Annotated in this window: 18 protein-coding genes and 1 pseudogene; 11 read left to right on the top strand and 8 right to left on the bottom strand. The window is 43.1% G+C overall.

Going from position 1 to position 25551, the window contains the following annotated elements; translation table 11 throughout:
- Positions 1-14: 14 nt before the first annotated feature.
- From GQR89_RS04705 to GQR89_RS04695, 3 genes are all read right to left on the bottom strand, one after another.
- Positions 15-2051 carry a cytochrome c/FTR1 family iron permease gene (locus GQR89_RS04705; protein WP_158768986.1) on the bottom strand — a complete coding sequence of 679 codons (2037 nt, stop codon included), beginning with the start codon at positions 2049-2051 and terminating at the stop codon, positions 15-17.
- Positions 2052-2350: 299 nt separating this feature from the next.
- Positions 2351-3748 carry a heavy metal sensor histidine kinase gene (locus GQR89_RS04700; protein ID WP_233269080.1) on the bottom strand — a complete coding sequence of 466 codons (1398 nt, stop codon included), beginning with the start codon at positions 3746-3748 and terminating at the stop codon, positions 2351-2353.
- On the bottom strand, positions 3735-4427 hold the full coding sequence (locus tag GQR89_RS04695; RefSeq protein WP_158768985.1) for a heavy metal response regulator transcription factor: 693 nt from the start codon (positions 4425-4427) through the stop codon (positions 3735-3737). Before GQR89_RS04695 ends, GQR89_RS04700 begins: the two co-directional genes overlap by 14 nt.
- 159 nt (positions 4428-4586) lie before the next feature.
- Here GQR89_RS04695 and GQR89_RS04690 point away from each other — a divergent pair, with 159 nt between their 5' ends.
- The 7 genes and pseudogenes from GQR89_RS04690 to GQR89_RS04660 all read left to right on the top strand — a co-directional run bounded on the left by GQR89_RS04690 (position 4587) and on the right by GQR89_RS04660 (position 10924).
- The gene (locus tag GQR89_RS04690; protein ID WP_158768984.1) at positions 4587-6335 is read left to right on the top strand and encodes a copper resistance system multicopper oxidase; all 1749 of its coding nucleotides are present in this window, start codon (positions 4587-4589) and stop codon (positions 6333-6335) included.
- Between the two features lie 428 nt (positions 6336-6763).
- Positions 6764-7540: pseudogene (locus GQR89_RS21700) on the top strand (copper resistance protein B); the annotation flags it as partial.
- Between the two features lie 66 nt (positions 7541-7606).
- Entirely contained in the window at positions 7607-8008 is a 402-nt protein-coding gene (locus tag GQR89_RS04680; RefSeq protein WP_158768982.1) for a copper resistance CopC family protein, read from the top strand.
- 19 nt (positions 8009-8027) lie between these two features.
- On the top strand, positions 8028-8963 hold the full coding sequence (locus GQR89_RS04675; protein WP_158768981.1) for a copper resistance D family protein: 936 nt from the start codon (positions 8028-8030) through the stop codon (positions 8961-8963).
- A 34-nt stretch (positions 8964-8997) separates the two neighbouring features.
- Complete coding sequence (locus GQR89_RS04670; protein ID WP_158768980.1) at positions 8998-9486, top strand: nuclear transport factor 2 family protein; 489 nt, start codon at positions 8998-9000, stop codon at positions 9484-9486.
- Positions 9487-9496: 10 nt separating this feature from the next.
- Positions 9497-10024: a DUF411 domain-containing protein gene (locus GQR89_RS04665; protein WP_158768979.1), complete on the top strand. Its 528-nt coding sequence runs from the start codon at positions 9497-9499 to the stop codon at positions 10022-10024.
- Positions 10025-10219: 195 nt separating this feature from the next.
- A complete protein-coding gene (locus GQR89_RS04660) occupies positions 10220-10924 on the top strand; it encodes a triacylglycerol lipase (RefSeq protein ID WP_158768978.1) in 705 nt (234 codons plus the stop codon).
- Between the two features lie 57 nt (positions 10925-10981).
- On the opposite strand, the gene GQR89_RS04655 is transcribed toward GQR89_RS04660, so the two are convergent.
- From GQR89_RS04655 to phoB, 4 genes are all read right to left on the bottom strand, one after another.
- Positions 10982-13648: a TonB-dependent receptor domain-containing protein gene (locus tag GQR89_RS04655; protein WP_158768977.1), complete on the bottom strand. Its 2667-nt coding sequence runs from the start codon at positions 13646-13648 to the stop codon at positions 10982-10984.
- A 68-nt stretch (positions 13649-13716) separates the two neighbouring features.
- Complete coding sequence (locus GQR89_RS04650; protein ID WP_158768976.1) at positions 13717-15318, bottom strand: hypothetical protein; 1602 nt, start codon at positions 15316-15318, stop codon at positions 13717-13719.
- A gap of 247 nt (positions 15319-15565) precedes the next feature.
- A complete protein-coding gene (gene phoR, locus GQR89_RS04645) occupies positions 15566-16876 on the bottom strand; it encodes a phosphate regulon sensor histidine kinase PhoR (RefSeq protein WP_158768975.1) in 1311 nt (436 codons plus the stop codon).
- 58 nt (positions 16877-16934) lie between these two features.
- Positions 16935-17624, bottom strand: coding sequence for a phosphate regulon transcriptional regulator PhoB (gene phoB, locus GQR89_RS04640; RefSeq protein ID WP_158772132.1), 690 nt, complete (start codon positions 17622-17624; stop codon positions 16935-16937).
- A 257-nt stretch (positions 17625-17881) separates the two neighbouring features.
- Here phoB and GQR89_RS04635 point away from each other — a divergent pair, with 257 nt between their 5' ends.
- Together GQR89_RS04635 and rdgC are read left to right on the top strand one after the other, a co-directional pair.
- Entirely contained in the window at positions 17882-19609 is a 1728-nt protein-coding gene (locus GQR89_RS04635) for a sensor histidine kinase (protein WP_158768974.1), read from the top strand.
- Positions 19610-19705: 96 nt separating this feature from the next.
- Positions 19706-20611, top strand: coding sequence for a recombination-associated protein RdgC (rdgC, locus tag GQR89_RS04630; protein WP_158768973.1), 906 nt, complete (start codon positions 19706-19708; stop codon positions 20609-20611).
- Positions 20612-20695: 84 nt separating this feature from the next.
- Here the strand turns inward: rdgC and GQR89_RS04625 are convergent, their stop codons facing one another.
- Positions 20696-21532, bottom strand: coding sequence for an HDOD domain-containing protein (locus GQR89_RS04625; protein WP_158768972.1), 837 nt, complete (start codon positions 21530-21532; stop codon positions 20696-20698).
- A 266-nt stretch (positions 21533-21798) separates the two neighbouring features.
- Between GQR89_RS04625 and GQR89_RS04620 the strand changes: the two genes are divergently transcribed.
- Complete coding sequence (locus tag GQR89_RS04620; RefSeq protein ID WP_158768971.1) at positions 21799-23496, top strand: Zn-dependent hydrolase; 1698 nt, start codon at positions 21799-21801, stop codon at positions 23494-23496.
- 124 nt (positions 23497-23620) lie between these two features.
- Positions 23621-25525, top strand: coding sequence for a bifunctional diguanylate cyclase/phosphodiesterase (locus GQR89_RS04615; RefSeq protein ID WP_233269079.1), 1905 nt, complete (start codon positions 23621-23623; stop codon positions 25523-25525).
- The last annotated feature ends 26 nt before the right edge of the window (positions 25526-25551 follow it).

Below are 25551 nucleotides of genomic sequence, written 5' to 3'. Positions count from 1 at the left end.
TCTGATTTTTACGTTTACGTAACCGTATTAGGACTGGTCTCTTTGCGTGATAACAAAAGCACAAAAATTACCAACAGTACACTTTGGGCCAATACTCCTTGCCACGTAGCTGATATGCCTAGCCAACTTACCGAGACGTCCATTGGGAAAGGGGTAATAGCAATCACGGCGGCTTCTTGTAAAGCTGATATGCCCTTACCTGCCAATACAAAAGCGAGAATAAGCATAAAGTACGCGCTAAGCGAAAAGAAGCGCCCGATGGGAAGTTTCAAAGAATACTTGAGCATTAGCCACGTAATAAGCGCCAGTATCGCAACAGCCGCAATTAGCCCGTACCACACATAACTTGCTTGGCTACCGTCACCAACAGACTGCGTTAACAAAGATTGGTAGAACAAAATGGTTTCGAAGACCTCACGATAAACCGAAATAAACGCGAGTCCAGCTAAGCCCCACAGTGTGCCAGTACCTAAATGACGCTCTACGTTGTTTTGAATATATTGTTGCCATTGAGACGCTTGGGTTTTACTGTGCATCCAGTAACCCACATAAAATAGAATAACAGCGGCGAGTAACGCTGCCCCTCCTTCCATTACCTCTCGCGAAGCGCCGCTGATGTTAATCAGGCTTTGTGCTGCCCACCACGTCACGCCACCAGCAATTAACGCGGTAATCCAACCATAATGCACATAACGGATAGCATCTTGGCGCTGGGTCTTTATAAGAACCGTAATAAGCGCGATCACAACTAATAGTGCTTCTAACCCTTCTCGCAGTAAGATAATTAATGACGCAGAAAACATCGCATTGTTCGACAGTACTTCGCCAGATAACTTGTTATCCACTTGATCAAGCTGAGCTAGGATTTGCTGTAACTCTACATTCACTTGTTCGTTATTTGCTGCAACACTAAGTACGTTACGAAAGTTTAATAACTGACTTTCAACTGTTCTACGTAAACCGCTGTCTCTGGCGTCTAGGTTATTCTCAATTAGCTCAAAACCATCTAAATATGCACTAACCGCTAACGTTTGAGCCTGTGACAAATTACCCTTTTGATAAGCATCTACCGCGGCGATTAAATTAGTTTTGGCAGTAATAATAGGCGAGTCAGACGGGCTGAAAAAGACCGCCGGTGTGGCGCGCCATTGTTCGACATCGGCCAAAGCCAAATTATCGTGCTGGGCAACAATTTGAACTGGGTTATTGTTTATCCAGCTTTGCAGAGCAATTTTAAGATGAGGCGCTTTAGACATTTGCTGATTATATGTGCTCTCAGTTCCTTGGGCATCTGGGGCAAACGCTAGACTGCCTGCATAAAATGCCAACGACCAACGTTGTTGATCATTGAGTTCGGTAAAAGCGCGCATAGCCGTGTCGTTTAAACCTGCGCTAATCGCATCGTACAAACCAAGCAACGAACGATTTAACGCGCGCTCTTTCTCGGTAAAGTCCGTTGGTTGCGGGCTAAATGATTTCGCTAATGGGCCATTACCCTCCCCTGCGGGGCCATGACACGAAGAACAGTTAGTTTCGAATAATTTTTCAATCTGAGGTTTTGGTAACAAATTAGCGGGTAACTGCAATGCGGGTGACATGGCCAATAACTGCTGACGCATGTGCTGCGTAAGTTCTTGAATTTTATCCATCGAGGATTTTGCTAAAATAGCTTGTTGTAAGGCCTGGGCATTAGCCATCACTGAAGTTTGGCTTAAATCAAAATCTGCCAAATTGGCATCTTGCAACGCAGTGCCTTTTTGTAATATTAACTTAGCAAATTGCTGCATCTCAGCAAACTCATCTTCACTTGCGACTTCCCCATCAACTACGGCCTCAGAATAATCAACCCCGATATATTCCGCCATCTGCAATATTTGACGGCTTTCTTTTACCGGATCAATCTCGCCCAATTGCTGCGCCGAAATAGAGGCAGAAATAAACGTACTCATCATGAGTAGCAAAGCCAATACGAGTACTTTTGAGCCCAACAGGCTTTGGCGCAAAGTGAGTGAAGAACGTAAGCCTTGTATATAAGGGGGAGAAAATGCCATCAAGTGTATTGCCTTAGAAATATTATATGCCTTTGTTATACGCTCACCCGTCTGTAGAAACCGACCAATGCACAACAAATGAGAATCATTGTTATTCTACTTTTTCGACCATGCTTAAGCAAACTTATTGGTACACAAAGTTAGTGTTAACTAAGAAATAAAATCACAACTAACCATATGATTCATAATAAAATAATTCACATTATCAGAGTGATAATGGGCTGATATATAAGATGTTACAGAGTGAGTATTTCTCTCATTTGGCCAACGAGTACGAGCCAGCCCTCGCATTATCTCGTTTAGAAAGTCTTGTGCAGCAAGATACTAAATTCAGTTTGCCCGTTTGCTGATGCTACGTTTATCATCCCCCCCTGGGCTTCGATAATGGCTTTGGCGATGGCTAACCCTAAACCTGCACCATCACTGTGACGCTGGCGGGATGGATCAACTCGATAAAAGCGGTCGAACAGGTGTGTTAAATGTTCCTGAGGAATTGTATCGCCAGGGTTGTGTACCGAAATACTGATCATATCTGGGCTTTGTTCGCTAAGTCGAACGGTGACGGTTTCCCCAGCCAAAGTATGGCGGATCGCATTCGATAATAAATTCGTCAGCGCATGACGTAACAAGGTCTGATCGGCACTGACATAAGCCATGACACCTGTTAGTTGTAATCTAATCTGTGACTCTTCCGCTAACGCTTCAAAGAATTCAAACAAGGCGTTAATTTCATCTTTAAGATACAAGCTCTGTTTCTGCGGCTTGATTAAACCGTTTTGACTCTTAGCCAGTAATAGCATGTCGCTGATCATTTTATTCAAACGCTCTTGTTCTTCTAAGTTCGAGAATAACAAGTCACGATATTCGTCGTTAGTACGTACTTTAGACAAGCTCACTTGGGTTTGAGTAATAATATTTGTTAAAGGGGTGCGCAATTCGTGGGCAATATCAGCACTAAAATGAGATAAGCGCTGGAATCCTTCTTCGAGGCGATTAAGCATATGATTGAACGAGCGGACCATATCTTCTAGTTCTAAAGGCACAGCATGTTTATCTAGCCGCACGTCTAGCTTATTGGTTTGAATATGCCTCATTTTGTCACTCAAACCACGTAAAGGGTTCAACCCTTGATATACAGCAAGCCATGCTGCTAATAATGTGAGTAGGCATGAACCAAGTAATATGTACCATAAACTATGTCGTAATTCCGTTAGAAAATGCGTGTGAAAACTCATGTCTATAGCGCTGATAACCCGATACTCTACATTCGGAGTTTTAATTAACGTCACTACTCCTCGATACATATTGTCACCGAGCTGCCAGTGCTGAATGTCACTTTGATTGAATTGAGTGGATACGGGCGCCTCTTTCGCCGCATCGACGAAATCTAATTCTGAATTACTGAAGAAAGGCCTACTATCCCCCATAGAAACTTGATAGAAGACTCCGTGATGCCCCGCCACAGCTAGCGATAAACTCTGTTGTTCGTCAGCAACTTGTCCATTGTGCTGTACTAAGATATCTTCGATGGAATGCACAATAACAGCGAGCTCTTCCCCATCTTGTTGGATAAAATGATGTTCAATCGAGCTGATCAGTAAATGACGTACTAAAATAAGACACACTGAGATGGTTATCGCGACAAACAACACCACTCTAATGGTGAGTGACATGGGTCTTCGACTAACTATTTTCATCAGTTTTCTCTTCGTCCAGCTTATAACCCATACCACGAACGGTATGAATTAATTTCGGCTCGAAGTTATCGTCAATTTTTGCCCGTAAGCGTCGAATAGCCACGTCAATAACGTTGGTATCACTATCAAAATTCATATCCCACACCTGAGATGCAATCAGCGAACGAGGTAGCACTTCTCCACGTCTGCGCACCAATAATTCAAGTAAGCAAAACTCTTTATGGCTCAAGGAGATTTTCGTCCCATTACGCATCACTTTACGCTTAGGCAAATCCAAGTGTAAATCGGCCACATGCAGTTGATCTTGCACTTGCGTAATTTGACCACGTCTGAGTAATGTGCGTACCCGCGCGAGTACCTCAGAAAAAGCAAATGGCTTGATTAAGTAATCATCAGCCCCTAGTTCAAGGCCTTTTACCCTATCGTCAACGCTGTCTCGTGCTGACAAAAAAAGGACTGGTGTGTGATTATTCGCCTCACGCATGGACTGTATTATGCGCAAGCCACTCACATCGGGCAGCATCACATCTAAAATAATCACATCAAAGGATTCAGTCATCGCTTGATGATGTCCATCTAAGCCATTACGCGCCAAAGACACCATAAACCCGGATTCAGTTAAGCCCTGCTTCAGGTAATCACCGGTTTTCACTTCATCTTCTACTATGAGTAATCGCATATTCAGTTTTAGCCTTGGTAGATGTTCTTAAGCATGCATTAGTCTACCTAACAGTAAGGTGACCGTAAGATTACAACTTTGTCATCTTTAGGTCATGTCTATGACAGGTGCAGTTAAGTAGACTGGCAGCATTGAAATAGAAGATAAAGGTGATAAAGAATGAATTCGTTTACTCGGCAGTTTCCTGAGTCATTGCCTCGTCGCCGCTTTGTTCAGGGATTGGCAATCGGCGGAGTATTGACCTCGGTTCCCACGGTATTGCACGGCGCACCTCGCACTCAGGACTTAACCTCGACAGGCTATGCACCACAACTGAGTGGCAAGACTATTAATTTAGAAATTGGCGCTGCCCCGGTCAATTTCACCGGTGTTGTGCGTATGGGAACCACCATAAATGGCACTATACCTGCGCCAACGATTCGTCTCGTCGAGGGCGACGAAGTTACTATTAATGTAACAAACCGCTTGAACGTGCCGAGTTCCATTCATTGGCATGGCATTATTCTACCTTACCAGATGGACGGTGTGCCAGGTTTGAGCTACCCCGGTATTATGCCGGGTGAAACCTTCACCTACCGCTTCACCTTAAATCAAAGTGGCACATATTGGTATCACTCTCACAGTGGCTTCCAAGAAATGACCGGCATGTATGGCGCGTTAATTATCGAGCCAAGAGAAACCGACATTATTCAAAGCGATCGGGATCTTGTGGTGCAGTTATCTGACTGGACTGACGAAAATCCGATGAAAGTATTCGGCAAATTGAAAACCCAAAGTGATTATTACAATTTCAATCAACCTACGGTGCAAGACTTTGTTAAAGATGTATCTAGAAATGGCTTAAACAGCGCATTAGCCAACCGCAAAATGTGGAACGAGATGCGTATGAGTCCCACAGATTTGGCTGATTTGTCTAACGCTACCCTGACCTACCTAATGAATGGCACTACGCCTATGGGCAATTGGCGGGGTATATTCAAAGCCGGAGAAAAAGTCCGCTTGCGCTTCATTAACGGCTCAAGCAATAGCTTTTTCGATGTGCGCATTCCTGAATTAAAAATGACTGTTGTTCAGGCTGATGGACAAAACATTGAGCCGGTCAGCGTCGATGAGTTTCGTTTTGGCCCGGGAGAAACCTATGACGTCATTGTGCAACCTAAAAATGATGCCTACACCTTGTTTGCGCAAAGCATGGACCGTAGTGGTTATGCCCAAGGCACGCTGGCAATCGCGGAAGGACTTAACGCACCAGTGCCCGCACTAGACCCAGTTGAATGGTTAACCATGGCCGACATGATGGGCGATATGTCGAAGATGTCTGGTATGGATGCATCAATGGATCACAGCCAACATAGCATGCAAGACAACGCTTTAGCTGTCGCATCAACTAAGGTACGTCACGCGAGAACAGAGTACGGCCCGTCAACAGATATGCGCGTAGATATGCCACGTACTAATTTAGACGATCCGGGTATTGGTCTTCGGAAAAACGGCCGACGTGTTCTGACCCTTGCTGATCTGCATTCTATCGACGGGATTACCGATCATCGTGAGCCAGAAGCTGAAATTGAGTTACATCTAACAGGCAATATGGAGCGTTACAGTTGGTCAATTGACGGTCTTGAGTTTGGTGAAAGCACTCCTGTACACATGAAGCACAATCAGCGTGTAAGAGTCATTTTGCAAAATGACACTATGATGACGCACCCGATGCACTTACACGGGATGTGGAGTGATTTAGAAAACCAACAATCGGCAGTGCAAGTAAGAAGACACACAATCCCGGTACAACCTGCTCAGCGTATCAGCTTTTTAACAACTCCTCATGATGTGGGCCGTTGGGCTTGGCATTGTCACCTTTTATTTCATATGGACGCGGGGATGTTCCGCGAAGTGGTGGTCGCATGATAAATCCTCTAATAAGCCTTTCAACTGTTGGTGTCTTATTATCTGCTAGTACCATATTGACTAGCCACAACCTTGGGGCGCAGCAAAATACCACTGTAAAAACGCAGACATCAGGCGTTAAAGATCACTCTGAATTGGACCACAGTAAGATGGACATGGGCGCGAAAGATAACGCAACTATGGATCACTCCGAAATGGATCACAGCACGATGGACATGGGCGCGAAAGATAGCGCCTCCTTGGATCACTCCGAGATGGATCATAGCAAGATGGACATGGGCGCGAAAGATAACGCCTCCATGGATCACTCCGAAATGGATCACAGCACGATGGACATGGGCGCAAAAGATAGCGCAACTATGGATCACTCCGAGATGGATCATAGCAAGATGGACATGGGCGCGAAAGATAGCGCCTCTATGGATCACTCTGAAATGGGCCAATCAGCCATGGAAATGCAACCCCAAGGCGGCGATGCGCCAGAAAATGCCCGGGATCCACATGCATATTCATCTGGCTACACTCTCACCGACGGCCCTTATGCGTTAGCCGGACCTGGGCGACTGACCTTAGCAGACGAACACAGTTTTTGGTCAGTATTAGCGGACCGATTGGAATATAACGACGATGAAAATAGTACCGTCTACGACGTTCAAGGTTGGTCTGGCACCACCTTTGAGCGTGCTGTGTTTAAAGCAGAAGGCGACATTGTTAGAGGCAAACTAGTAGAAAGCCAGACTGAGTTTCTCTGGTCTCACGCGGTTTCAGCATATTGGGACACCCAACTAGGCGCTAGATTTGACCAATATGATGAAGGTCGAAATCGCCAATGGTTAACCTTCGGTTTTCAAGGACTTGCTCCCTATTGGTTTGAAATCGATGTCAGCGCATATATAGGCGAAAGTGGTCGTACCGCTATATCAGCAGAAGCGGAGTATGAGTTACTGCTTACCCAACGATTAGTACTACAAAGTCGCATTGAAACCAGTCTTAACGGCAAAGACGATGAGGTGAATGGTATTGGTAAGGGATTATCTGATCTCAGTGCCGGTATTCGTTTGCGTTATGAGTTTTCAAGACAGTTTGCGCCTTACGTAGGGATAGAGTGGACGACAAAATTTGGTAACAGTGCTGACTTTGCCCGAGCTAGAGAAGAGGAAGTAAATAGTACTAGCGTGGTAGCCGGCTTACGCTTTTGGTTTTAACCACATTAGCTCCCTAACCCTTTTTAAATAAAAAACAGTGACATCAACTCTATTATCGAGGTTCAAATGAAAAAAATTAAAATCGCAGCGTGTATTTTAGGGTTAGCTATTAGTGCCTCAAGTTGGGCGCATGTTGGACTCAAACAGGCTTCTCCTGCACAAGACGCCATACTTATGGAAAGTCCGAATGATTTGTCACTCACCTTTAGTGCCAAGGTAAGGCTTATCAAACTGAGTGTGAGTACTGACACTCAATCCTTGGTGGAATTTGGTTTCACACCAAGCGCAGAAGCATCAGTGATGTATGAATCACAGCTACCGAATTTATTACCCGGAAGCTACGACGTTAACTGGGTCGCACTGGGCGAAGATGGACATAAAATGTCTGGTCAGTATCAGTTTACCCTACATAAACAGGGCAAGATAAAAGACATGCCAGCGAAAAAAGCATCTCATAACGAACATTAACACTAGGTAAAAAAACGTAATGGATGTTTCCACTTGGTCAATATTATTACTGCTAACTAAACTGATTAGTTATGTGGGAACTGCAGCCTTCTTCGGTGGCTCGTTGATCACTTACTTGCTAACAAAAAATCAAGAGGTTATTGCTTCCGGCAGCGATGAATTCCGTTCGGCTATTTACCGCTGGCAACTGAAGTGGATGACAGCTTCCCTTGTTGCGGCCTTGCTATACCTGCCATTGCAAGCTGGATCAATGGCCGAAGCAGGCTTTAATGGTATGTTCGACAGTCTGATGTTGAACATCGCTTGGCAATCGGTGCTGGGAACACAGACCTTATGGCGTACTTTGTCCTTAATACTGATTTTAGGCTGGTTGATATGGATGAACCTACGTTATCGTCACTCATTATTACACCCGTCAAAAGCTCGATACACGCAAACTCAATATTGGGTAGGACTTATATTTGGCTTGATACTCGCCGCGAGTTTTTCCCTATCAGGCCACTCGGTCGAACTGGGCATTATCGCGCAAGTGTTGTTAACCCTACATGTCATTGCCATGGCAAGTTGGGCAGGTGCGATATGGCCGCTGTATACAAGTTGTCGTCAACTCCCGAGTGATAAATTAGGTGTCGTTATGCATCAATTTGGTCAGGTGGCTATGTTTATTGTGGCGTCACTGATTGTATGTGGCGCTATCTTAATATTCATGCTCGTCGATTCGATTGGCGAGTTATTTACCTCGCGCTACGGACAATTGCTGTTACTAAAATTAACCTTGGTCGCCAGTATGCTATTACTAGGTGCATGGCATAAATTTTCTTTGGTGCCCGAACTGATACGTAACCAAAACCCATCACCACTGAAAAAATCTATCGCGATTGAGGGCCTTATTGGTATAGGTGTGCTGATCACTACCAGTATATTCACTACATTAGTGGGTCCTGTGAGCCACTAAATTCTACTAGAAATTTAAATAACAGAGGTAAAAAATGACAAAAAACGTCCTAAATAACTCATTAATTGCAGGCGCAGTTATATTCTATGCATCATTTTCAGCCATCACCTATGCCCATGGCAATGAAGTGCATGAAACAAACAAGTCCATGTTTGCTGGGCTCGAGTTGGCCCCCGCAAAAACAGTCATGGCATTTCATCGAGCACTTCAACAGAGTAACAAAATTGCAGCTCGCGCGACGCTGGCTGATGACGTATTAATATTTGAAGGTGCCGCAGAACGCTCAGCCGATGAATACGCTAATCATCACATGTTAGCTGACATGAAGTTCTTAGCCCATATGACCAGCACACTGCTGGAGCAGCAGGTTTACGAAATAGGCGACCTTGCTTACTCAGTGGCCAGAAAGCGTACCCAAGGCGAGTATAAAGACAAAATATTGGATTATATTGGCTTTGAAACAATCGTACTAAAAAAAGTCGATAACGTATGGAAAATCACTCATATTCACTGGTCAAAATAACGAGGTGTACATGCATTCACAGCATATTATTTTTTTACTCACTTTGGCATTGTCGTTATTAATAGGTTGTTCAGAGCCAGTACCAACGTCACTAGATCAAACAACTCAGCGCATTCCTGACTCCGCTCAAAGTGAGAAAAATGTCAGCTTAAGGGTCTACAAAACACCGTCTTGTGGCTGCTGTAAAAAATGGATAAGTCATCTAGAAAATCAAGGAATATCCACCAGCGCAGTTAATTTACCGGACCTAGAAGAAGTAAGATTTAATTTCGATATATCTCCGCGCTACCGTTCTTGTCATAGTGCAGTTTCTGAAAATGGTTATGTATTTGAAGGGCATGTACCGAGTAAATTTATAAAACAGTTTTTAAACGATGTGCCAACAAAAGCTATCGGCCTTGCGGTACCAGGCATGCCAACTGGCTCCCCAGGTATGGAGATGGGCGATAAATTTATGCCTTATCAAATACTGCTATTACAGCGAGATGGCAGCAGTTTAGTATATGCAGAAGTCAGTCGTTACGAAGAGCAATTTTAGCCCTGAACTTCTCGCATCTGGCTTTACCCCTGACGCCCAATCGGGGGTTTTCTTATAAATACCTCACGCAAATTGACCTACACTCGCCCAAATTTTAATAAAAATCACAGTGCTAAAGTACTATTTCAGCTTCCACTTGGCGCATCTATATTAAGTATCGTTATCATTCTAACAACAATAAAAGAGGTCACGATAATGTCAAAAAATAAGAAGTGTCGTAAATTCCTAATCAGCTCGTTGATATGTATGCTGATACCGTTTAGCGCATTAGCATGTAAAGATGCCGTTGTGTTAGTCCACGGCAATACTGCTACCCCCGCAAGTTGGGATAATACTTATAATCATTTACTTAGTAATGGCTATAGCCCAAGCGATATTTACCGCCCAGATTGGGGTTCGAAGAACTGCGCTGCTTGTAATAACCATAGTGGTAGCGAAGAAACACCGGTACGCCAAGCCATTCAAAGTGCCTTAGTGTCCAGTTGCACTGGCAAAATTGATGTTATTGGCCATTCAATGGGTGCCACATTAGCGGCTCAGCAAATTGATAAGTTGGCGGCTGCCAGTCAAGTGGATACCTTTGTAGGGATTGCGGGCGCATTCTTAGGTTTAAAAAGCTGTGGTTATTATCCGTTTAATGTGTGGAGCTCTACCTGTGGCTCAGCGGGTTTGTCGGTATACAATCCGTTTTTGGACAGTATTTATGCCGTGCCTCTTGGGGAGAAGGTGTATTCCATTAAAAGTTACATTGATCAGATAATATGCTCGACAGGTAGCTGTAACGTTGGCGCTGTGCATAGCAGTCGTATAGCGAATGAAGACGCAACATTCACTTATGCATTAGGCCATTTTGGATTGCAAACCGACACAGCGGTAAAGCAATACCAGTTAATTCAGTAGGGTAAAAAGGCAAAAAAATAGCCGCAAAAGCGGCTATTTTTTATATGCTGAATTCACTTAGAAATCGTATTTATAGCTCAACTTAACCGTTGTGCCAATTGAACGAGTTCTGACTGAAAGTCCACTCTGTGTCACTTCCTGATCTTCGCCCATTAGGTTTTTTACCGTCAATTTGACGGTGGTGTTAAAATCTGGGTAGTAAGAATAGGTGGCATCCAATGAATGAAATGGTTGTTCAAACGAATCTTCACGGCCATTAATACCTGACGCTAAAATACGCTCACCAAAGACGTTGTAAACCAACGAGCCACTGTGGTTACCGTTTGCAGAATCATAACTGAGCTGCATATTAACCACATATTGAGAATGACCTGTCATCCGCTTAGACGTATTGGTTAAATTCCCTGCTGAAGCAGCGTCAATTTTCACTTCAGAATCACTTAAGGTGATATTACCTGAAGTAAAGAAGCCATCCGCTGCCCAGCTCAAGTCATATAACCACTCAGCTTCAACACCATAAACTTCGGCGGTTTCACCGTTAGTGAAACTGGCGGTATAACTTGAATCACCCACATTGAGTACGGTTTCAATCGGGTTAGCGATATCTTTATAAAAACCAGAAATGGCTAAGTTATCCCCATCGTCGAAATATAACTCGTACCGTAAATCGTAGTTTTTTAATGTTGTTGAGCTAAGCGTAGTGCTACCCGTGGTGCGAATATCCGTTAAGGGATCGTTATAGCCAACCGGCACAACTTCACGTAAATCTGGGCGAACTACGGTTTCACCATAACCGAAGCGCAACTGGTAATCATCGCCACCGACGTAAGTCAAACTTAGCGCAGGATAGAAGTCATCATCATTTACGGTACCGTTAAGAATGTCTTCTTCACTGTAATAATTATCTGAATCTTCTTTGGTGAATATCAAACTCGAAGACGACAACGAAACTTGCTTAAATGATTCGTATCGCAAACCACCGCTTATCCGCCAAATGCCTTTGTAGAAAACATCAAAAGCGGCATAACCTGCATCAATTTTCTGCGCAGCTAAATAATCATCAGCTTCTGGGGCAATGGGTTCGTTAAAGTTAATCAACATATTCGTATCGATGAACTCGTCTGTCAGGTAGTTCGTTATCGACAGAATGTCTGACTCATTATCGTTCACAACAATCGACGAGTTGCTATTATCAAGAAAGAAGCTCGAGGTTGTATAAAGACGAGCACGGTCTACAAAATCCCAACCGCCTTTTAATTCAACTTCCAAATTCTGGAATGTTAAAGGTAGCGTGACATTGCCACCCCAAGACTTCATGTTGTCTTCCATATCAACAAACTGGTAGTTAGCACGCCCCTGAGCACCATCAATAAATGACCCAGTATATGCGCCGTCGTCATAAGTATCCGTAAACTCATAAGCCACATTTAAAGGGTTATTTGTTTCAGCGCTCGACTCAGTGTATTGCCAATCAACGCCAACACCCATGTAGTCAAGGAATGTATGTTGCCCACGGAACTGGTCTACATCCAGGGTGCGTTCTTCGTAGTTGAAGCTATGGGTACGATCGGCTTCGTTGTCAGCAGCAATCGTAATATTTTGACTCGGATTTTGTGAAATAGAAATTTCCGACTCATCTTCATTATCTTCGATATAAATTTTGGTATAGCTGACGCTATGGTTATTTAACTTGTAACCCACGCTAAACAGCCCATTTAGGCGCTCTTCCTGCGTTGTCATCTGTGACTCTGCAAAGGTATCAAAACAAGAATTTTGAACATCTTCTGCAGTCGCAAGTTCACTAGAACAATCACTTGTTGGTGTGGCACTGGTCACAGCGCTAGAGCGGTCTGAATACGTCCACTTGTTGTCATACGCTAAAGACGCTAAAAAGCCGATTTGACCACCTAAATATTCTTCATCGAAACTATTCCCGATAAAGGCTTGAGCAGAGTAGTTGGGGTCTAGCGATTCATCTTTTAGTGTCAGGTTCCGAGGAACCGACTTGGCTAGCGTTTTATTAATCACGTTTGCTTGCGCTGCAGCAGTGGTATCACCCGAGACCAAGTTATCTTTAGCGATAATATTCGCTAAGCCAAAATCGCCACGATAATACGGAATAGCATCGGTTAATGCCTGAGGAATGCCACTGTCATCACGGCTGTAAGTATACCCGTCAGAATTGTTGCTATTGCCCTCAATACCAATTTGAATACCTGAGACAAATTGGGTCGGTATCGCTTTGGTACGAATGTCGACGTTACCACCACCAAATGCGGCTGGCATATTCGGCGAATAGGCTTTTTGTACCGATAAGCTTTCAATCACGTTTGCCGGGAAGATATCCAAGGGAATAACATTACGTGTTAAATCGGGGCTGGGAATGCTTGCGCCGTTTAAACGGGCGCTAGAGTATCTCTGGCCTAAACCGCGCACATAGATAAACTTACCGTCTACTAATGTTAAACCTGTCACTCGGCGCAGTGCAGATGCAGCATCACTGTCGCCAGTTCGTGAGATTTGCTCTGAGCCTAGAATATCAGCAACAAATGCCTGATTTTTACGTTCTTCGATAACGGCAGAAGCTGTTCCTTGTAGTCGAGATCCTGTCGCGACAACTTCTTCCATTACCTGGCTTTCTTGCGCGAACGCTGTACCTGTACTAACCAAAAGTCCTAATCCTACCGAGTAGGCGACTTTTTTAAGTTTGTATTGATTGCTCACCTTAAACTCCTAGCTATAAATCGAAAAATAGGCGCTACTAGGCGCCTATTTATCTAATACAAAATTGGTTACTCGTCTGCAGCAGCGTTAACAAACGCGTTATTCGCCCAGTTGTACCAATCTGACGTAGTATCGGTGTCTGATACCGCACCAATGAAGTCAGTTGCTTCAAAGAATGCATCTAGTGTAGAGGCATCAAATGCAGGTACTGTTATGTCAGTGCTAGTCGTTAAGGTAGCGAAACCATTCGCTGCTAGTACGTCTGCGTTGCCGCCAACGACTTCGCTCGAATTAGCTTCAAACCATTCTTGTACTGTTGTTGAATCACTACCAGATGTTACTGTTTCATTACCGGTATTAGCCAGTTGTGCACAGGCAGCAACAGAGTTATGTATTGATACGGTGCCGTTAACAATAACCTCAGCTGCATCGCCGCTGTAATTAATACACCACGTTTGGGTTGCAACAGGCTTAACTAGTAGCGTGTTATACCAAGTAGCAGAAATCATATCGTCTAGCTTAATAGCAATTGATTCGTCATCATCACGGATAGATAAACCGTCAGTGGTTAATACGGTTACGTTTGCGATAATCGGGGCAGATGCAGGCGCTTCAGTTGAAGACGTCCCCTTAACACCATCAGATTCAAAACCACCATTACCCATGTTAACCGTTACGCCACTTGCATTGACAACAGTGCCTTGTTTGATAAGGACATATTGAGCGCGCCCCTGCCAACCCGCATCGATATCTAAGCTATCATCTTGTGTGTCTGTAATGACGATGTGCTTGAGGTCAACTGCACCACCGAATAATTCAATGCCATCATCGAATCCTTGATATATATCGACATAATCGATTTCGGTGCCTGAACCAACCGCAAACAAGCTAAGGGAGTTCAAGTCATTTCCTGCTTCTTGGCCTGCAGGTAAACCACCTGCATAGTGAATTTTTACAAACTTAATTGTGCCGCTATCATCCGCGTTGTCACTGCCGCCGTAGTAGCTAGTAACACCTTCACTTTCTGCGCTACATGTTATTGCTGCGCGTTGAGCATCTGTACATTGGTCAGTAATGCCGAAGCCGTCAATCATCATGCCGCCCCAGTCGCCATACTGAGGACCATTTCCTACTGAATCAAGACGGGTAAATTCATTCACCGACGTAAATGTAATAGGATCATCAAGCGTACCTTCAGCTTCGATATTCGCGCCGCGATTCACCAATACGAATGAAGTTGATTGATTAAATGCGACGGTCGCGCCGGCATCTACGGTTAAAGTAGGCCCGTCAGTTTCAATGCTACAAGTACCGCCGTCCGTGTTACAGCCCTCACCTATCACAAGAGAGCCTAAAAAGTAATGAACACCATCGTCGCTCAAGTCAGCAAGGGTCACATCTGTTGTTAATGGGTTACTCGCACTTACGAACGACGTAGAATATGAACAATCTTGGCCGTCATATGTTCCTTGAACCGTCTCACCGCTAGTATTCTCGTAAGAGGCACAGACATTCGTTGTGCTGTCACCACCATCCGTTGTTGGGTTAGACACGCTGTTGTCTACACTATTATCTATAACCGTTGGAGTAACATTGATGTCTCCACCACAACCAGCTAGTAATAAAGCAGTGGCTACTGCTGATGCTTTGAAAAGATTCTTAAGTTCCATTGTGCTCTCCGATAAACGAGTATTTTTTAATGTGTTTTAAAATTTGCACGAAGATTACCGTGGCTCGGTGACATTTTTGTTACATATAAAAAGTGTCAGAAAAGTTTAATAAAAGTGTCATACAGAAACGCATAAAAAAGCGGGGAGATTCAGCGGAATATTAGAAAATTCTTTTTATTTCAAGTGACTAGTGAGATGACACAGATTGATATATAAAAACTCGGGCTGTGTCATCTTGCAAAGTAAGTTAATTAAGATGCTGTTTTACGGACAGTTCAGGGGAGAAAGAAAACGAAAACTCACTGCCCTCTGCTACTTTACTTTTAATACTTAAGCGTGAGTTATGGTGGTTTAAAACGTGTTTAACGATAGATAAGCCCAAACCAGAGCCCCCTGTTTTGCGTGAACGCGCTTTGTCTACCCTATAAAATCGCTCCGTTAAACGATCAAGGTGCTTTGCTTCAATGCCGTAACCGTTATCGGTCACTATATATGTAGCTTGTTGGTCTATAAGCTTCCACTGCACATGAATGGCACCTTTGTCTTGGGTGTAATGAATTGCATTAAACAGTAAGTTTGAGAACGCACTGCGCAGCTCAGTCTCTACTCCATAAATTCGAAGGTTTGGGTCAACATCCATAGTAATCGTGTGCTGTTTACTGGCGTTTAATGTGTCGGCTTCAATTTTTATGGTACGCAGGACTTGCGGCACATCTACGATATTTTCTGTTCCGCGCTCACTACTCGCTTCGATACGTGACAAGACGAGTAACTCTTCAATCAGGCATTGCATGCGGGTAGATTGAGAGCGCATTTCTTCGAAAGCTTTGGCTAAAAAGGCTTCTGGAATATTTTTCGCACCGGGTAGCGTTTCTAAGTATCCATTAATTACGGTCAATGGAGTACGTAATTCATGGGACACATTTGCTACAAAGTCTTTACGCATTTTTTCAATTTGAGTCAGCTTGGTCACGTCCCTTATTAACAACAGTAAGTGTTGATCACCGTAGGGCATAATACGGTACTCAAGAATACGTTGGTCGTTAACTGGGGATGGAACCTCAATGGGTTTTTCATAATCTTTGTTATGATAAAACTCAACAAACTGGGGGTGGCGAACCAAGTTATAGATCCTGCGACCGGCATCGTCTGGCCAGCGTAAGCCTAACTCGATACGCGCCAAGCGGTTACACCAAATGATGGCCGCGTTAGCATCAACTACCACTGCTGCATCCGGCAGGGCTTCAGACCCTTCTCTAAAGCGCTTAACTAATATTCCTAGCTCTTTTCGTTTTGCTCTATTTCGCCGTTGTAGCGTATAGATACCATCATAGATATGTTCCCATACACCATTCACTTTAGGGGGTGTTATTTTTTTACTCTGCCACAGCCAGTGATTAAGACGATAAATATTCCAATAATGACTAGCAAGCAGTAGTAATGCGCCAATAGCCACAGCCAAACTCGGTTCTGAGAAATACCAGCCGAGTAGAATAACCACCAGAAAATAGGCCGCTAAGCGACCCAGGCTTTTAAGCCAAGAGAAAGGGTAATACATGGCAGCAACTGTTCTCCTTTGCAGCCGAGTTTAGGTACGAAAGCTGAGCGCCCTCTGACTAGACCTTCACAGAAAATCGATAACCAGAGCCGCGTACAGTTTGGATCATGTTGTCGTGGCCAAACCGTGATATTGCTTTACGCAAGCGCCTGATGTGTACGTCGACGGTACGATCTTCCACGTAAACATTGGTGCCCCAAACATTATCTAGCAACTGCTCTCGACTGTATACACGTTCAGTATGAGACATAAAGAAATGCAGTAGCTTAAATTCGGTCGGGCCCATGTCTAATGGCTCATCGTTTGCTGTCGCCCGATGAGAAACAGGGTCGAGCTTTAAACCACTAAACTCAATGAGTTCATCACTTGAAGTGGGAGTTACACGTCTGATAACCGCTTTAATACGCGCTACAAGCTCTTTTGGTGAGAAAGGCTTTGTCACATAATCGTCTGCGCCGGAATCCAAACCACGTACTTTATCTTCTTCTTCACCACGGGCGGTAACCATTATAATCGGGATGTCACGGGTAAATTCGTGTTGCTTTAAACGTTTAGCTAATTGAACACCGCTTCCACCAGGCAACATCCAATCCAGTAGGATAAGATCAGGATAAGGTTCAACCACCTTTTCTAAGGCAACATCAAAGTCTTCCGCTTCGATGGTTTCATAGCCAGATTGCTCTAAGACAAATTTTAACATTTCTCTGATCGGCGCTTCATCTTCAACCAGTAATACTCGTTTGGCCATTTTTGTTTTCCTGTTCATGACAAAGTCCGCAATTATTCGTTACCTTCGTGACATATTTATTAAAGTTACCATAAAGAGTGTAATAACCTTGCCTAAATCCAGTAATATTTACCCTAAACTTGTCATATTTGCGAAATATATTGCTTGTTTTCAAACACTTGCTTTTCATTACAGCTAGATTGCAATAATTCACAGTGACTTGTTAATTTTATCTATAGCGCATATTCTTAATTTTCATCGCCTTCATGGATTACCAAATGACTAACGAAAAAAGCACGCTATCAAAGAAGCTTTTGACACGTGTTCTGTCTGTTTATTTTATATTAACCTTGATAGTTACTGTGGGACAAATAGTTACCGAATATGTGAATGCTAAAAGTCACATAGCCGGTGAATTACAAACCCTGAAAAACACCTTTAGTACCAGTTTGACAAGGGCTATGTGGGAATTAAACATGGCACAAGCTAAGTCAATTGCCACTGGATTAATGGAGTTGCCCATAGTGGAGGGCGTACAAATACGAGATGAGAATGGTCAGTATATTGCCAATTTAGGTCGCACCGCTGAACAGCCTCAATCGCCTATTCTCAAGGGTATGGAACAGGATAATATCGGTGGAACATTTGGTTATAGTTTCCCTTTAATATTTGAGTTTTCTGGTAGAACGTCGTTAGTCGGCGATGTTACTCTGTACTCCAGTGCACAAATTATATTCAGTCGAATTGAAGTGGGTATTTTCTTTCTCATTGGCAATGCCATCATTAAAACTGCCTTTCTGGTATTTCTGTTTATGAGTGCATTTAGAACCATGTTAACTAACCCGTTAAACGAATTGCGCCAACAAATATCAGACTTCGATATTGACGATTTAGAATCATCAAAACTGCATTTAAACGTCGCCGAAGATAATGAATTTACCTTGTTGGAACATGCATACAACGGCTTGGTTGACGGGATGGCTGACTTTCAGAATCGCTTAAACGGTACTCAGGTCGAACTGCGAGAAGCCAACCGTATGCTTGATGATCACAATATTTCATTGGAACAGGAAGTCGCTAAAAAAACCGCCACTTTAAGTAAGATAATGCTCGATCTAGAACAACAAAAAGATGAGCTAATTGTTAATCAGCGAGAGTTGCGTCAAGAAAATGAAAACCGTCAGTTTATCGAGGACGAACTTCGAAAGCGCAACAGTGAATTAGCATCATCGATGGACACCCTACAATTAGCCAAAGACCAGTTGGTAGAGTCAGAGCGCATGGCGTCCCTCGGTGGCTTGGTTGCGGGTATAGCTCATGATGTAAATACACCTTTAGGAGTCGGCGTTACGGCCACCAGCTTCTTACAGGAACGTTTAAATACACTTGAAAAAGCCTACCAGGAAAAAACCCTAACTGGCAGCACAATGAGTACGTTCATATCTGATGCGCAACAAACCATCACATTGTTGACCAATAACTTAAACCGCGCATCAAACTTAATTTCCAGCTTTAAACAGGTTGCCGTCGATCAAGCGAGTGAAGCTGAGCGGGAAATTAATATTAAGGAATATCTTAACGAAGTCATTCAGTCTTTAGCTCCTAGCCTTAAAAAGACTCAACACGTAATCAATATTAGTTGCCCAGATAAGGTCATAATTGTGTGCGCGCCCGGTATGTTGGCGCAAATTTTCACTAATATGATAATGAATTCTATTATTCATGGGTTTGAAGACATCACTAAAGGCACCATAGATATTAAGATTTGTCAGCAACCTGAAACGTTAACCATTGACTACCGTGATAACGGCAAAGGGCTGCCAAAAGATTCACTTGCCAAGCACTTTGATGCATTCTATACCACTAAACGCGGAAAAGGCGGAAGCGGTTTGGGTACACATATTATGTATAACCTAGTCACTCAAACCTTGAAAGGCGATATTGAGGTATCCAGTAAGCCAGGACAAGGCTTACAATACTTAATCACCATCCCGTTACATTCTTAACGCTAGGTTTGGCAGTTTTGACTAAAGACTGCTAGGCTAGCGGCCATTTTTATTTATCCCCAATCGTATTCATCCTTTATCAACGGACATTAATTTATGTGGTTCAAAAACCTTAAACTTTATCATCTTACCCAAGTACTCGATTTAACCGAAGACGACATCCAAGATAAACTCGCCGAATTTCCATTTCGCCCTTGTGGTTCACAAGAATTAGCCACTATGGGTTGGACGTCGCCTCTTGGCCAAGGCGATATGCTAGTACATAGCGCAGCCGGTAAGTTCTGGGTAACACTGAAGAAGCAAGAGCGTTTACTGCCAGCTGCTGTCATCAATGCTGAACTTGCGGATAAAGTTGCACTGGTCGAAGCAGAAACGGGTTCAAATGTGGGTAAAAAAGCCCAACAAGAAATGAAAGAAGAAATTGTGCAGCGTTTGCTACCCCAAGCGTTTACCAAAAATAGTTTTAGCCATGGTTTTATTTCTACGCAAGATAATCTGGTCGTCGTAGATGCCAGTGCTGATGGTAAAGCAGAAACATTTTTAGCGATGTTACGCAAAGCACTTGGTTCGTTGCCAGTAGTGCCACTAGCGAAGCAAAGTGTACAAGAAGAGTTAACGCATTGGCTTACTGATAATTCAGTACCTAATGATGTGGTTATACTTGAAGAAGCTGAATTGCGCTCAATGGAAGAAGACGGTGCAATTGTGCGCTGTAAGAACCAAGACCTTTCCAGTGAAGAAATAATGAATCATCTAAGCGCAGGTAAAACTGTGCAAAAAATAGCCATTGAATGGGATGAGACCTTCAGTGCTTTATTGCAAGAAGATATGGCAGTCAAACGTTTAAAATTCACCGATGTAATGACTGAGCAAAATGATGATATTCCCAGAGAAGATAAATTAGCCAAAATGGATGCCGATTTTGCACTTATGTCTGCTGAAATTGTGCGCTTTTCAAAACGTTTGGTTGAAATTTTCAATCTGCAACAAGATAGCGAATAATTCTTCGTTAAATCAAACCTTATAAAAAAAGCCAGCTGAAGCTGGCTTTTTACTTTATTGCACAATAATAGTTCCTGCTAAGTTCTATGCAAAAATAGCGAGTGCACTATCGTATAATTCCTGATAATCATCAGATTGCAGAACTGACAAGTCTTTAAATATTTCTTTTTGAACGGCTAAATTTAGGATCGTATCTTTTTGACTATCAAATTGTCCGGCCATAACCGCACCTAAACGCGTGAAATCAAGATATGAAATCAGGTTCGTTTGCACCGTCATATCGCTCCAACTTCTCGCTACGCTGACAAATTCATTTTCAAAGCCCCATTCGCGCATAATACTTGCGCCAATTCGACCCGCTAATTTATCGATTGCCACATTTAAGAATGTAGGATTAGCGAATACTTCTGGGTGACGCTCTGCTTCGGTCAGAATAGGCAATACACCGATATTGTGAACTAGTGCCGCTAAGGTCATGGTGTCAAGATTCAGGGTACGATTCTTTGTTTCTTTGACATGCAGTTGCATCACAGCCATCGCTGCAGCAACCACTTTCAAATTCTGCTGCCACACATCGTCCAAATAGATTTTCACGATCTCGTTTTTCGATACAAACAACTGCTCCATGGCGAGCGCGGTGGCAATATTTTTAATCTGACGCAGACCGATACGCGTTACAGCTTGCGAGGTAGAGGTCACTTTGACACTGCGGCCCATATAAGAACTGTTAGATATCTTGATCATACGCGCACAAAGCGAAGGGTCTTGCCCAATCACATCAGCCATCGCATTTAGATTGATATTCGGATCATCAGCGGCTTTACGCACTTTCAATGCGATCGCCGGGAGCGTTGGTAAGACTAACGTATCGTTGTTAATTTTTTCGACCAAGATGGTTAATAACGCATTTTCTGTAGACATGTTTCAACCTATTGAGTGTCACTTAATATTAAGCTAGCTGGCCTATATAGGCTACCTAGCAGCAATATGCATCCAAGCGTTTGATATTATTGACGAAGCTATTTTTAGAATAGCTTGTGCTGTTTCATCCGCGACGTTCAAATAATCCTAACATAGAATTTTACTTCTACGATGAGACTTTAAAAATATCTGTGCGCTTAGCTAATTTACTCGACGCTTTTGTCATGATAAAAGAATGCTTACTTTTACCATTTTAAGGTTTCATCATGTGGAAAAAATCCATTGTCAGCACGATATGCTTAGCCGCATTGACCTCGGGCTGTGCTTCATCGACAAATTCAGTTTCAAGCGCCTTACCTAAACCTATTGTAGCTTCATCATCTCTTCATGTGCTTCCTGATGCTAAAAATCGCTTAGATATATATCAATCCGTGCTATTAACCGCTGACTTAACGTCTCTTTCTAACAATCAAAAAAACATGCTAGCGCTGTTGATCGACGCAAGCCAAATTATGGACGAATTATTTTGGCAGCAAGCTTATGGCTCAGATAAAGACCAATTTTTAAGCCGTATTAGCAATAATGACGTGCGTCGCTTTGCGGATATTAACTACGGCCCTTGGGATCGGTTAAACGGTGATAAGCCATTTTTAAATAACACCGAAGAAAAGCCACTAGGCGCTAAGTTTTACCCTCAAGACATGAGCAAAGCAGAATTTGAAAACAGCGAATTTGCCGATAAAACGGGCCTTTATTCTATGGTTGTGCGCAGCCAAGACGGTTCCTTGGAAGCCATACCCTATGCACAGTACTTTGCTGCTCCATTACAAAAAGCGGCGACCTTATTAAAACAAGCGGCTGAGCTTGCCGATGATGCCACTTTTGCGAACTACTTACGCTTACGTGCAGATGCGTTACTAAGCAATGAATATCAGATTTCTGATTTCGCTTGGATGGACATGAAAAGCAACCCCATTGAATTAGTCATAGGGCCTATAGAAACTTATGAAGACCAGCTATTTGGCTATCGGGCGGCGTTTGAGGCTTACGTACTACTTAAAGATCTCAGCTGGAGTGAACGCCTGAGCAAATATGCAGCTTACTTGCCCGAGCTACAAACTAACTTACCGGTTTCTGATATTTATAAGCAGGAAATGCCGGGGGCCAATGCTGACTTAAACGCATACGATGTGATCTATTACGCAGGTCATTCAAATGCTGGCAGCAAAACAATTGCCATTAACTTGCCAAATGATGAGCATGTGCAATTGGAAAAAGGCACTCGCCGCCTGCAACTTAAAAACGCAATGCGGGCTAAGTTTGAGAATATTTTAGTGCCTATCGCCCAACAATTGATGGTCCCCGAACAACGAGATAACATTACCTTTGATGCGTTTTTTGCTAATACCATGTTTCATGAAGTCGCACACGGGTTGGGCGTTAAAAACACGATTAACGGCAAAGGCACCGTGCGCCAAGCCCTAAAAGAGCATGCTTCAGCATTGGAAGAAGGCAAAGCAGATATCTTGGGATTATATATGGTGAGCCAACTATTAGATAAAGGTGTTATCACAGAAGGTAAACTCGAAGATTATTACACCACATTTATGGCTGGGATTTTCCGTTCAGTGCGCTTTGGTGCATCAAGCGCCCACGGAAAAGCGAATATGATCCGCTTTAATTTCTTCCAAGAACATGGTGCATTTAGCCGTAATGCTGAGGGTTTATACGCAGTGAACATGAATAGAATGGGTGAAGCCATCGATGCGTTATCAAGGGAAATACTCACTTTACAAGGCGACGGTGATTACGACGGCGTGAGCACTCTAGTGGCAGAAAAAGGCATAATTAAAGCGACGCTTGCCAATGACTTACAACGCCTGACTGACGCAAACATTCCTGTCGACATCACGTTTGAACAGGGTAAAAAGGTGCTCGGTTTAGATAGTCATTTGTCTAATTGACCGATTAATATGCTATAGATATGATTGGCTGTGCTAAATTAATTGCTATACCGGCTGTAGGGAAGTAAATATTATTAACAGCAATCAATCTCTTAACAAAAAAGCCCAACAAGACGCCGCCGCAATGCTCTACCAAAATAGCATCGGCGGTATTCTTGTTTCTTTCTTTGCTGCAACCATGCTGGTTTTCGCTTTTGACAACTCCAATTTAGCAAGCTTTAAATACGCTTGGTGGGCTGTAATGGTTGTAGTCATTATCATCCGATTTATTGATTCAACTTGGTGGCGCATCAAACAAAAAGGCCAAGAATATGACGGTCGACGCGCTATTCTACGATTTATAACAGGTACTTTTGCTACCGCAATAATGTGGTGTGTTTACTGCTTAGGTGTTTACTCGACCGCAGATACCGTAGAGTTAGCCAGTACCATTATTATTGTCGCAGCCATGGCCGGAGGCGCAGCAAGTGTTCTAGCTGCACATAAAAAAACCGCTATGGCTTATTCGTTTATCTTGCTAGTACCTTTTTCAATTGCATTACTGTTATCTAATGATGATTACCGCCAAGTGTTAGGCGTATTAGGTATCTCGTTTGGATTAGTGATGAGCATCAGTGCCAAAAAAGCGGCTGAATTTACTAGCCAAGCGATACGTCTAAAAAATGAGAATGCGCTGCTTGTACAACATATGGAAGCGCAGGTAGAAAAGCGTACGCGTAAAATATACGAACTCTCAAACCTTGACCCATTAACTGGCCTATTCAATCGCACTGCTTTTTTAAACCATTTAAAGTCGACGCTCAATACGTGTATTGAGAAACATCAACCCATGGCATTGTTATTTATCGATTTAGATGGTTTTAAAAAAATTAATGACACCATTGGTCACGATGCTGGTGACCAGATACTGACGCAAACCGCCCTGCGTTTAAAAGAACATTGCGAAGATCAACAATTATTATGTCGTTGGGGTGGTGATGAATTCTTAATTGCCCTGCCCAATACGCAACAATCTGCAGCGGTTGCCCAAGCAAAAACCTTAATCGATTTTATATCAGAAGCGTATTTATTTGATAATGCTCAGCTTTCTCTGGGCGCAACAATAGGTATCTCGCTTTATCCACAACATGCCGACAACGAACTAAAGCTTATTCAGCTTGCCGACATGGCTATGTATCATCAAAAGAAGCGCGCTATTTCTACCTCTGGGGTCTTTTCAAAGGAATTGGGTAGCATGTTGACCCGAGAACAATTTCTCAAAGATGGTTTAGCAAGAGCCCTGGAAAACAAAGAACTGAGTCTGTGTTTTCAACCTATAATGGCTTCTGACAACAGTGAAATATGTGCATTTGAAGCCCTTTTACGCTGGAAAAAAGACGAAGAGCATATTTCTCCGGTGGAATTTATTCCTATCGCAGAGCAACACGGTTTAATTCGGAAAATTGGTACTTGGGTATTAAACAGGTCGTGTATTGTCGCAGCTTCTTGGCCTAAACCCATAGCGGTGAGTGTCAACGTATCTGTAAGCCAATTACAGGCAGATGATTTTATAAATATTGTTGAAGAAGCGCTGCTCGCCAGTGGCCTCAAACCGACACTATTACACTTAGAGATCACCGAGTCGGTCTTTTCATTTGATAAAGACATCATGATAGACCGGATCAAAATATTACAAAGCCGAGGTATTAAAGTCTCAATCGATGATTTTGGTACTGAGTATTCGTCTTTATCTGTTATGCAAGATCTAGCCGTTAATACCGTTAAAATCGATCGTTCGTTTATTAGTCGTCTAGATTCAAGCGGCTTAGCCATCGTAAAGGCGGTTATCAATATTGCTCATGCATTTGATTATTTAGTAGTGGCGGAGGGAGTGGAAACCAAAGAGCAAGCGATAGCCCTGCAAAAACTAGGCGTACACTTTTCTCAAGGTTTCTATTTTTCTAAACCGATAATTGAGCAGGACGTTGTGAGCTTTATCAAGAAGCCTTGCCTTAAACTAGCGCAACAAAGCGCGAGTATTACGTCTTAGTAGCAAGAACGAATAATACTGAATAA

Origin of the sequence: Paraglaciecola sp. L1A13 (assembly GCF_009796745.1) — a bacterium.
GTDB lineage: Bacteria > Pseudomonadota > Gammaproteobacteria > Enterobacterales > Alteromonadaceae > Paraglaciecola.
This window is presented reverse-complemented; position numbering and strand designations above follow the sequence as displayed.

Bases quoted from the DNA above. Each gene is read 5' to 3' on its own strand.
- GQR89_RS04705 (WP_158768986.1), bottom strand. From the start codon at position 2,051: ATGGCATTTTCTCCCCCTTATATACAAGGCTTACGTTCTTCACTCACT.
- GQR89_RS04700 (WP_233269080.1), bottom strand. From the start codon at position 3,748: ATGAAAATAGTTAGTCGAAGACCCATGTCACTCACCATTAGAGTGGTG.
- GQR89_RS04695 (WP_158768985.1), bottom strand. From the start codon at position 4,427: ATGCGATTACTCATAGTAGAAGATGAAGTGAAAACCGGTGATTACCTG.
- GQR89_RS04690 (WP_158768984.1), top strand. From the start codon at position 4,587: ATGAATTCGTTTACTCGGCAGTTTCCTGAGTCATTGCCTCGTCGCCGC.
- GQR89_RS04680 (WP_158768982.1), top strand. From the start codon at position 7,607: ATGAAAAAAATTAAAATCGCAGCGTGTATTTTAGGGTTAGCTATTAGT.
- GQR89_RS04675 (WP_158768981.1), top strand. From the start codon at position 8,028: ATGGATGTTTCCACTTGGTCAATATTATTACTGCTAACTAAACTGATT.
- GQR89_RS04670 (WP_158768980.1), top strand. From the start codon at position 8,998: ATGACAAAAAACGTCCTAAATAACTCATTAATTGCAGGCGCAGTTATA.
- GQR89_RS04665 (WP_158768979.1), top strand. From the start codon at position 9,497: ATGCATTCACAGCATATTATTTTTTTACTCACTTTGGCATTGTCGTTA.
- GQR89_RS04660 (WP_158768978.1), top strand. From the start codon at position 10,220: ATGTCAAAAAATAAGAAGTGTCGTAAATTCCTAATCAGCTCGTTGATA.
- GQR89_RS04650 (WP_158768976.1), bottom strand. From the start codon at position 15,318: ATGGAACTTAAGAATCTTTTCAAAGCATCAGCAGTAGCCACTGCTTTA.
- phoR (WP_158768975.1), bottom strand. From the start codon at position 16,876: ATGTATTACCCTTTCTCTTGGCTTAAAAGCCTGGGTCGCTTAGCGGCC.
- phoB (WP_158772132.1), bottom strand. From the start codon at position 17,624: ATGGCCAAACGAGTATTACTGGTTGAAGATGAAGCGCCGATCAGAGAA.
- GQR89_RS04635 (WP_158768974.1), top strand. From the start codon at position 17,882: ATGACTAACGAAAAAAGCACGCTATCAAAGAAGCTTTTGACACGTGTT.
- rdgC (WP_158768973.1), top strand. From the start codon at position 19,706: ATGTGGTTCAAAAACCTTAAACTTTATCATCTTACCCAAGTACTCGAT.
- GQR89_RS04625 (WP_158768972.1), bottom strand. From the start codon at position 21,532: ATGTCTACAGAAAATGCGTTATTAACCATCTTGGTCGAAAAAATTAAC.
- GQR89_RS04620 (WP_158768971.1), top strand. From the start codon at position 21,799: ATGTGGAAAAAATCCATTGTCAGCACGATATGCTTAGCCGCATTGACC.
- GQR89_RS04615 (WP_233269079.1), top strand. From the start codon at position 23,621: ATGCTCTACCAAAATAGCATCGGCGGTATTCTTGTTTCTTTCTTTGCT.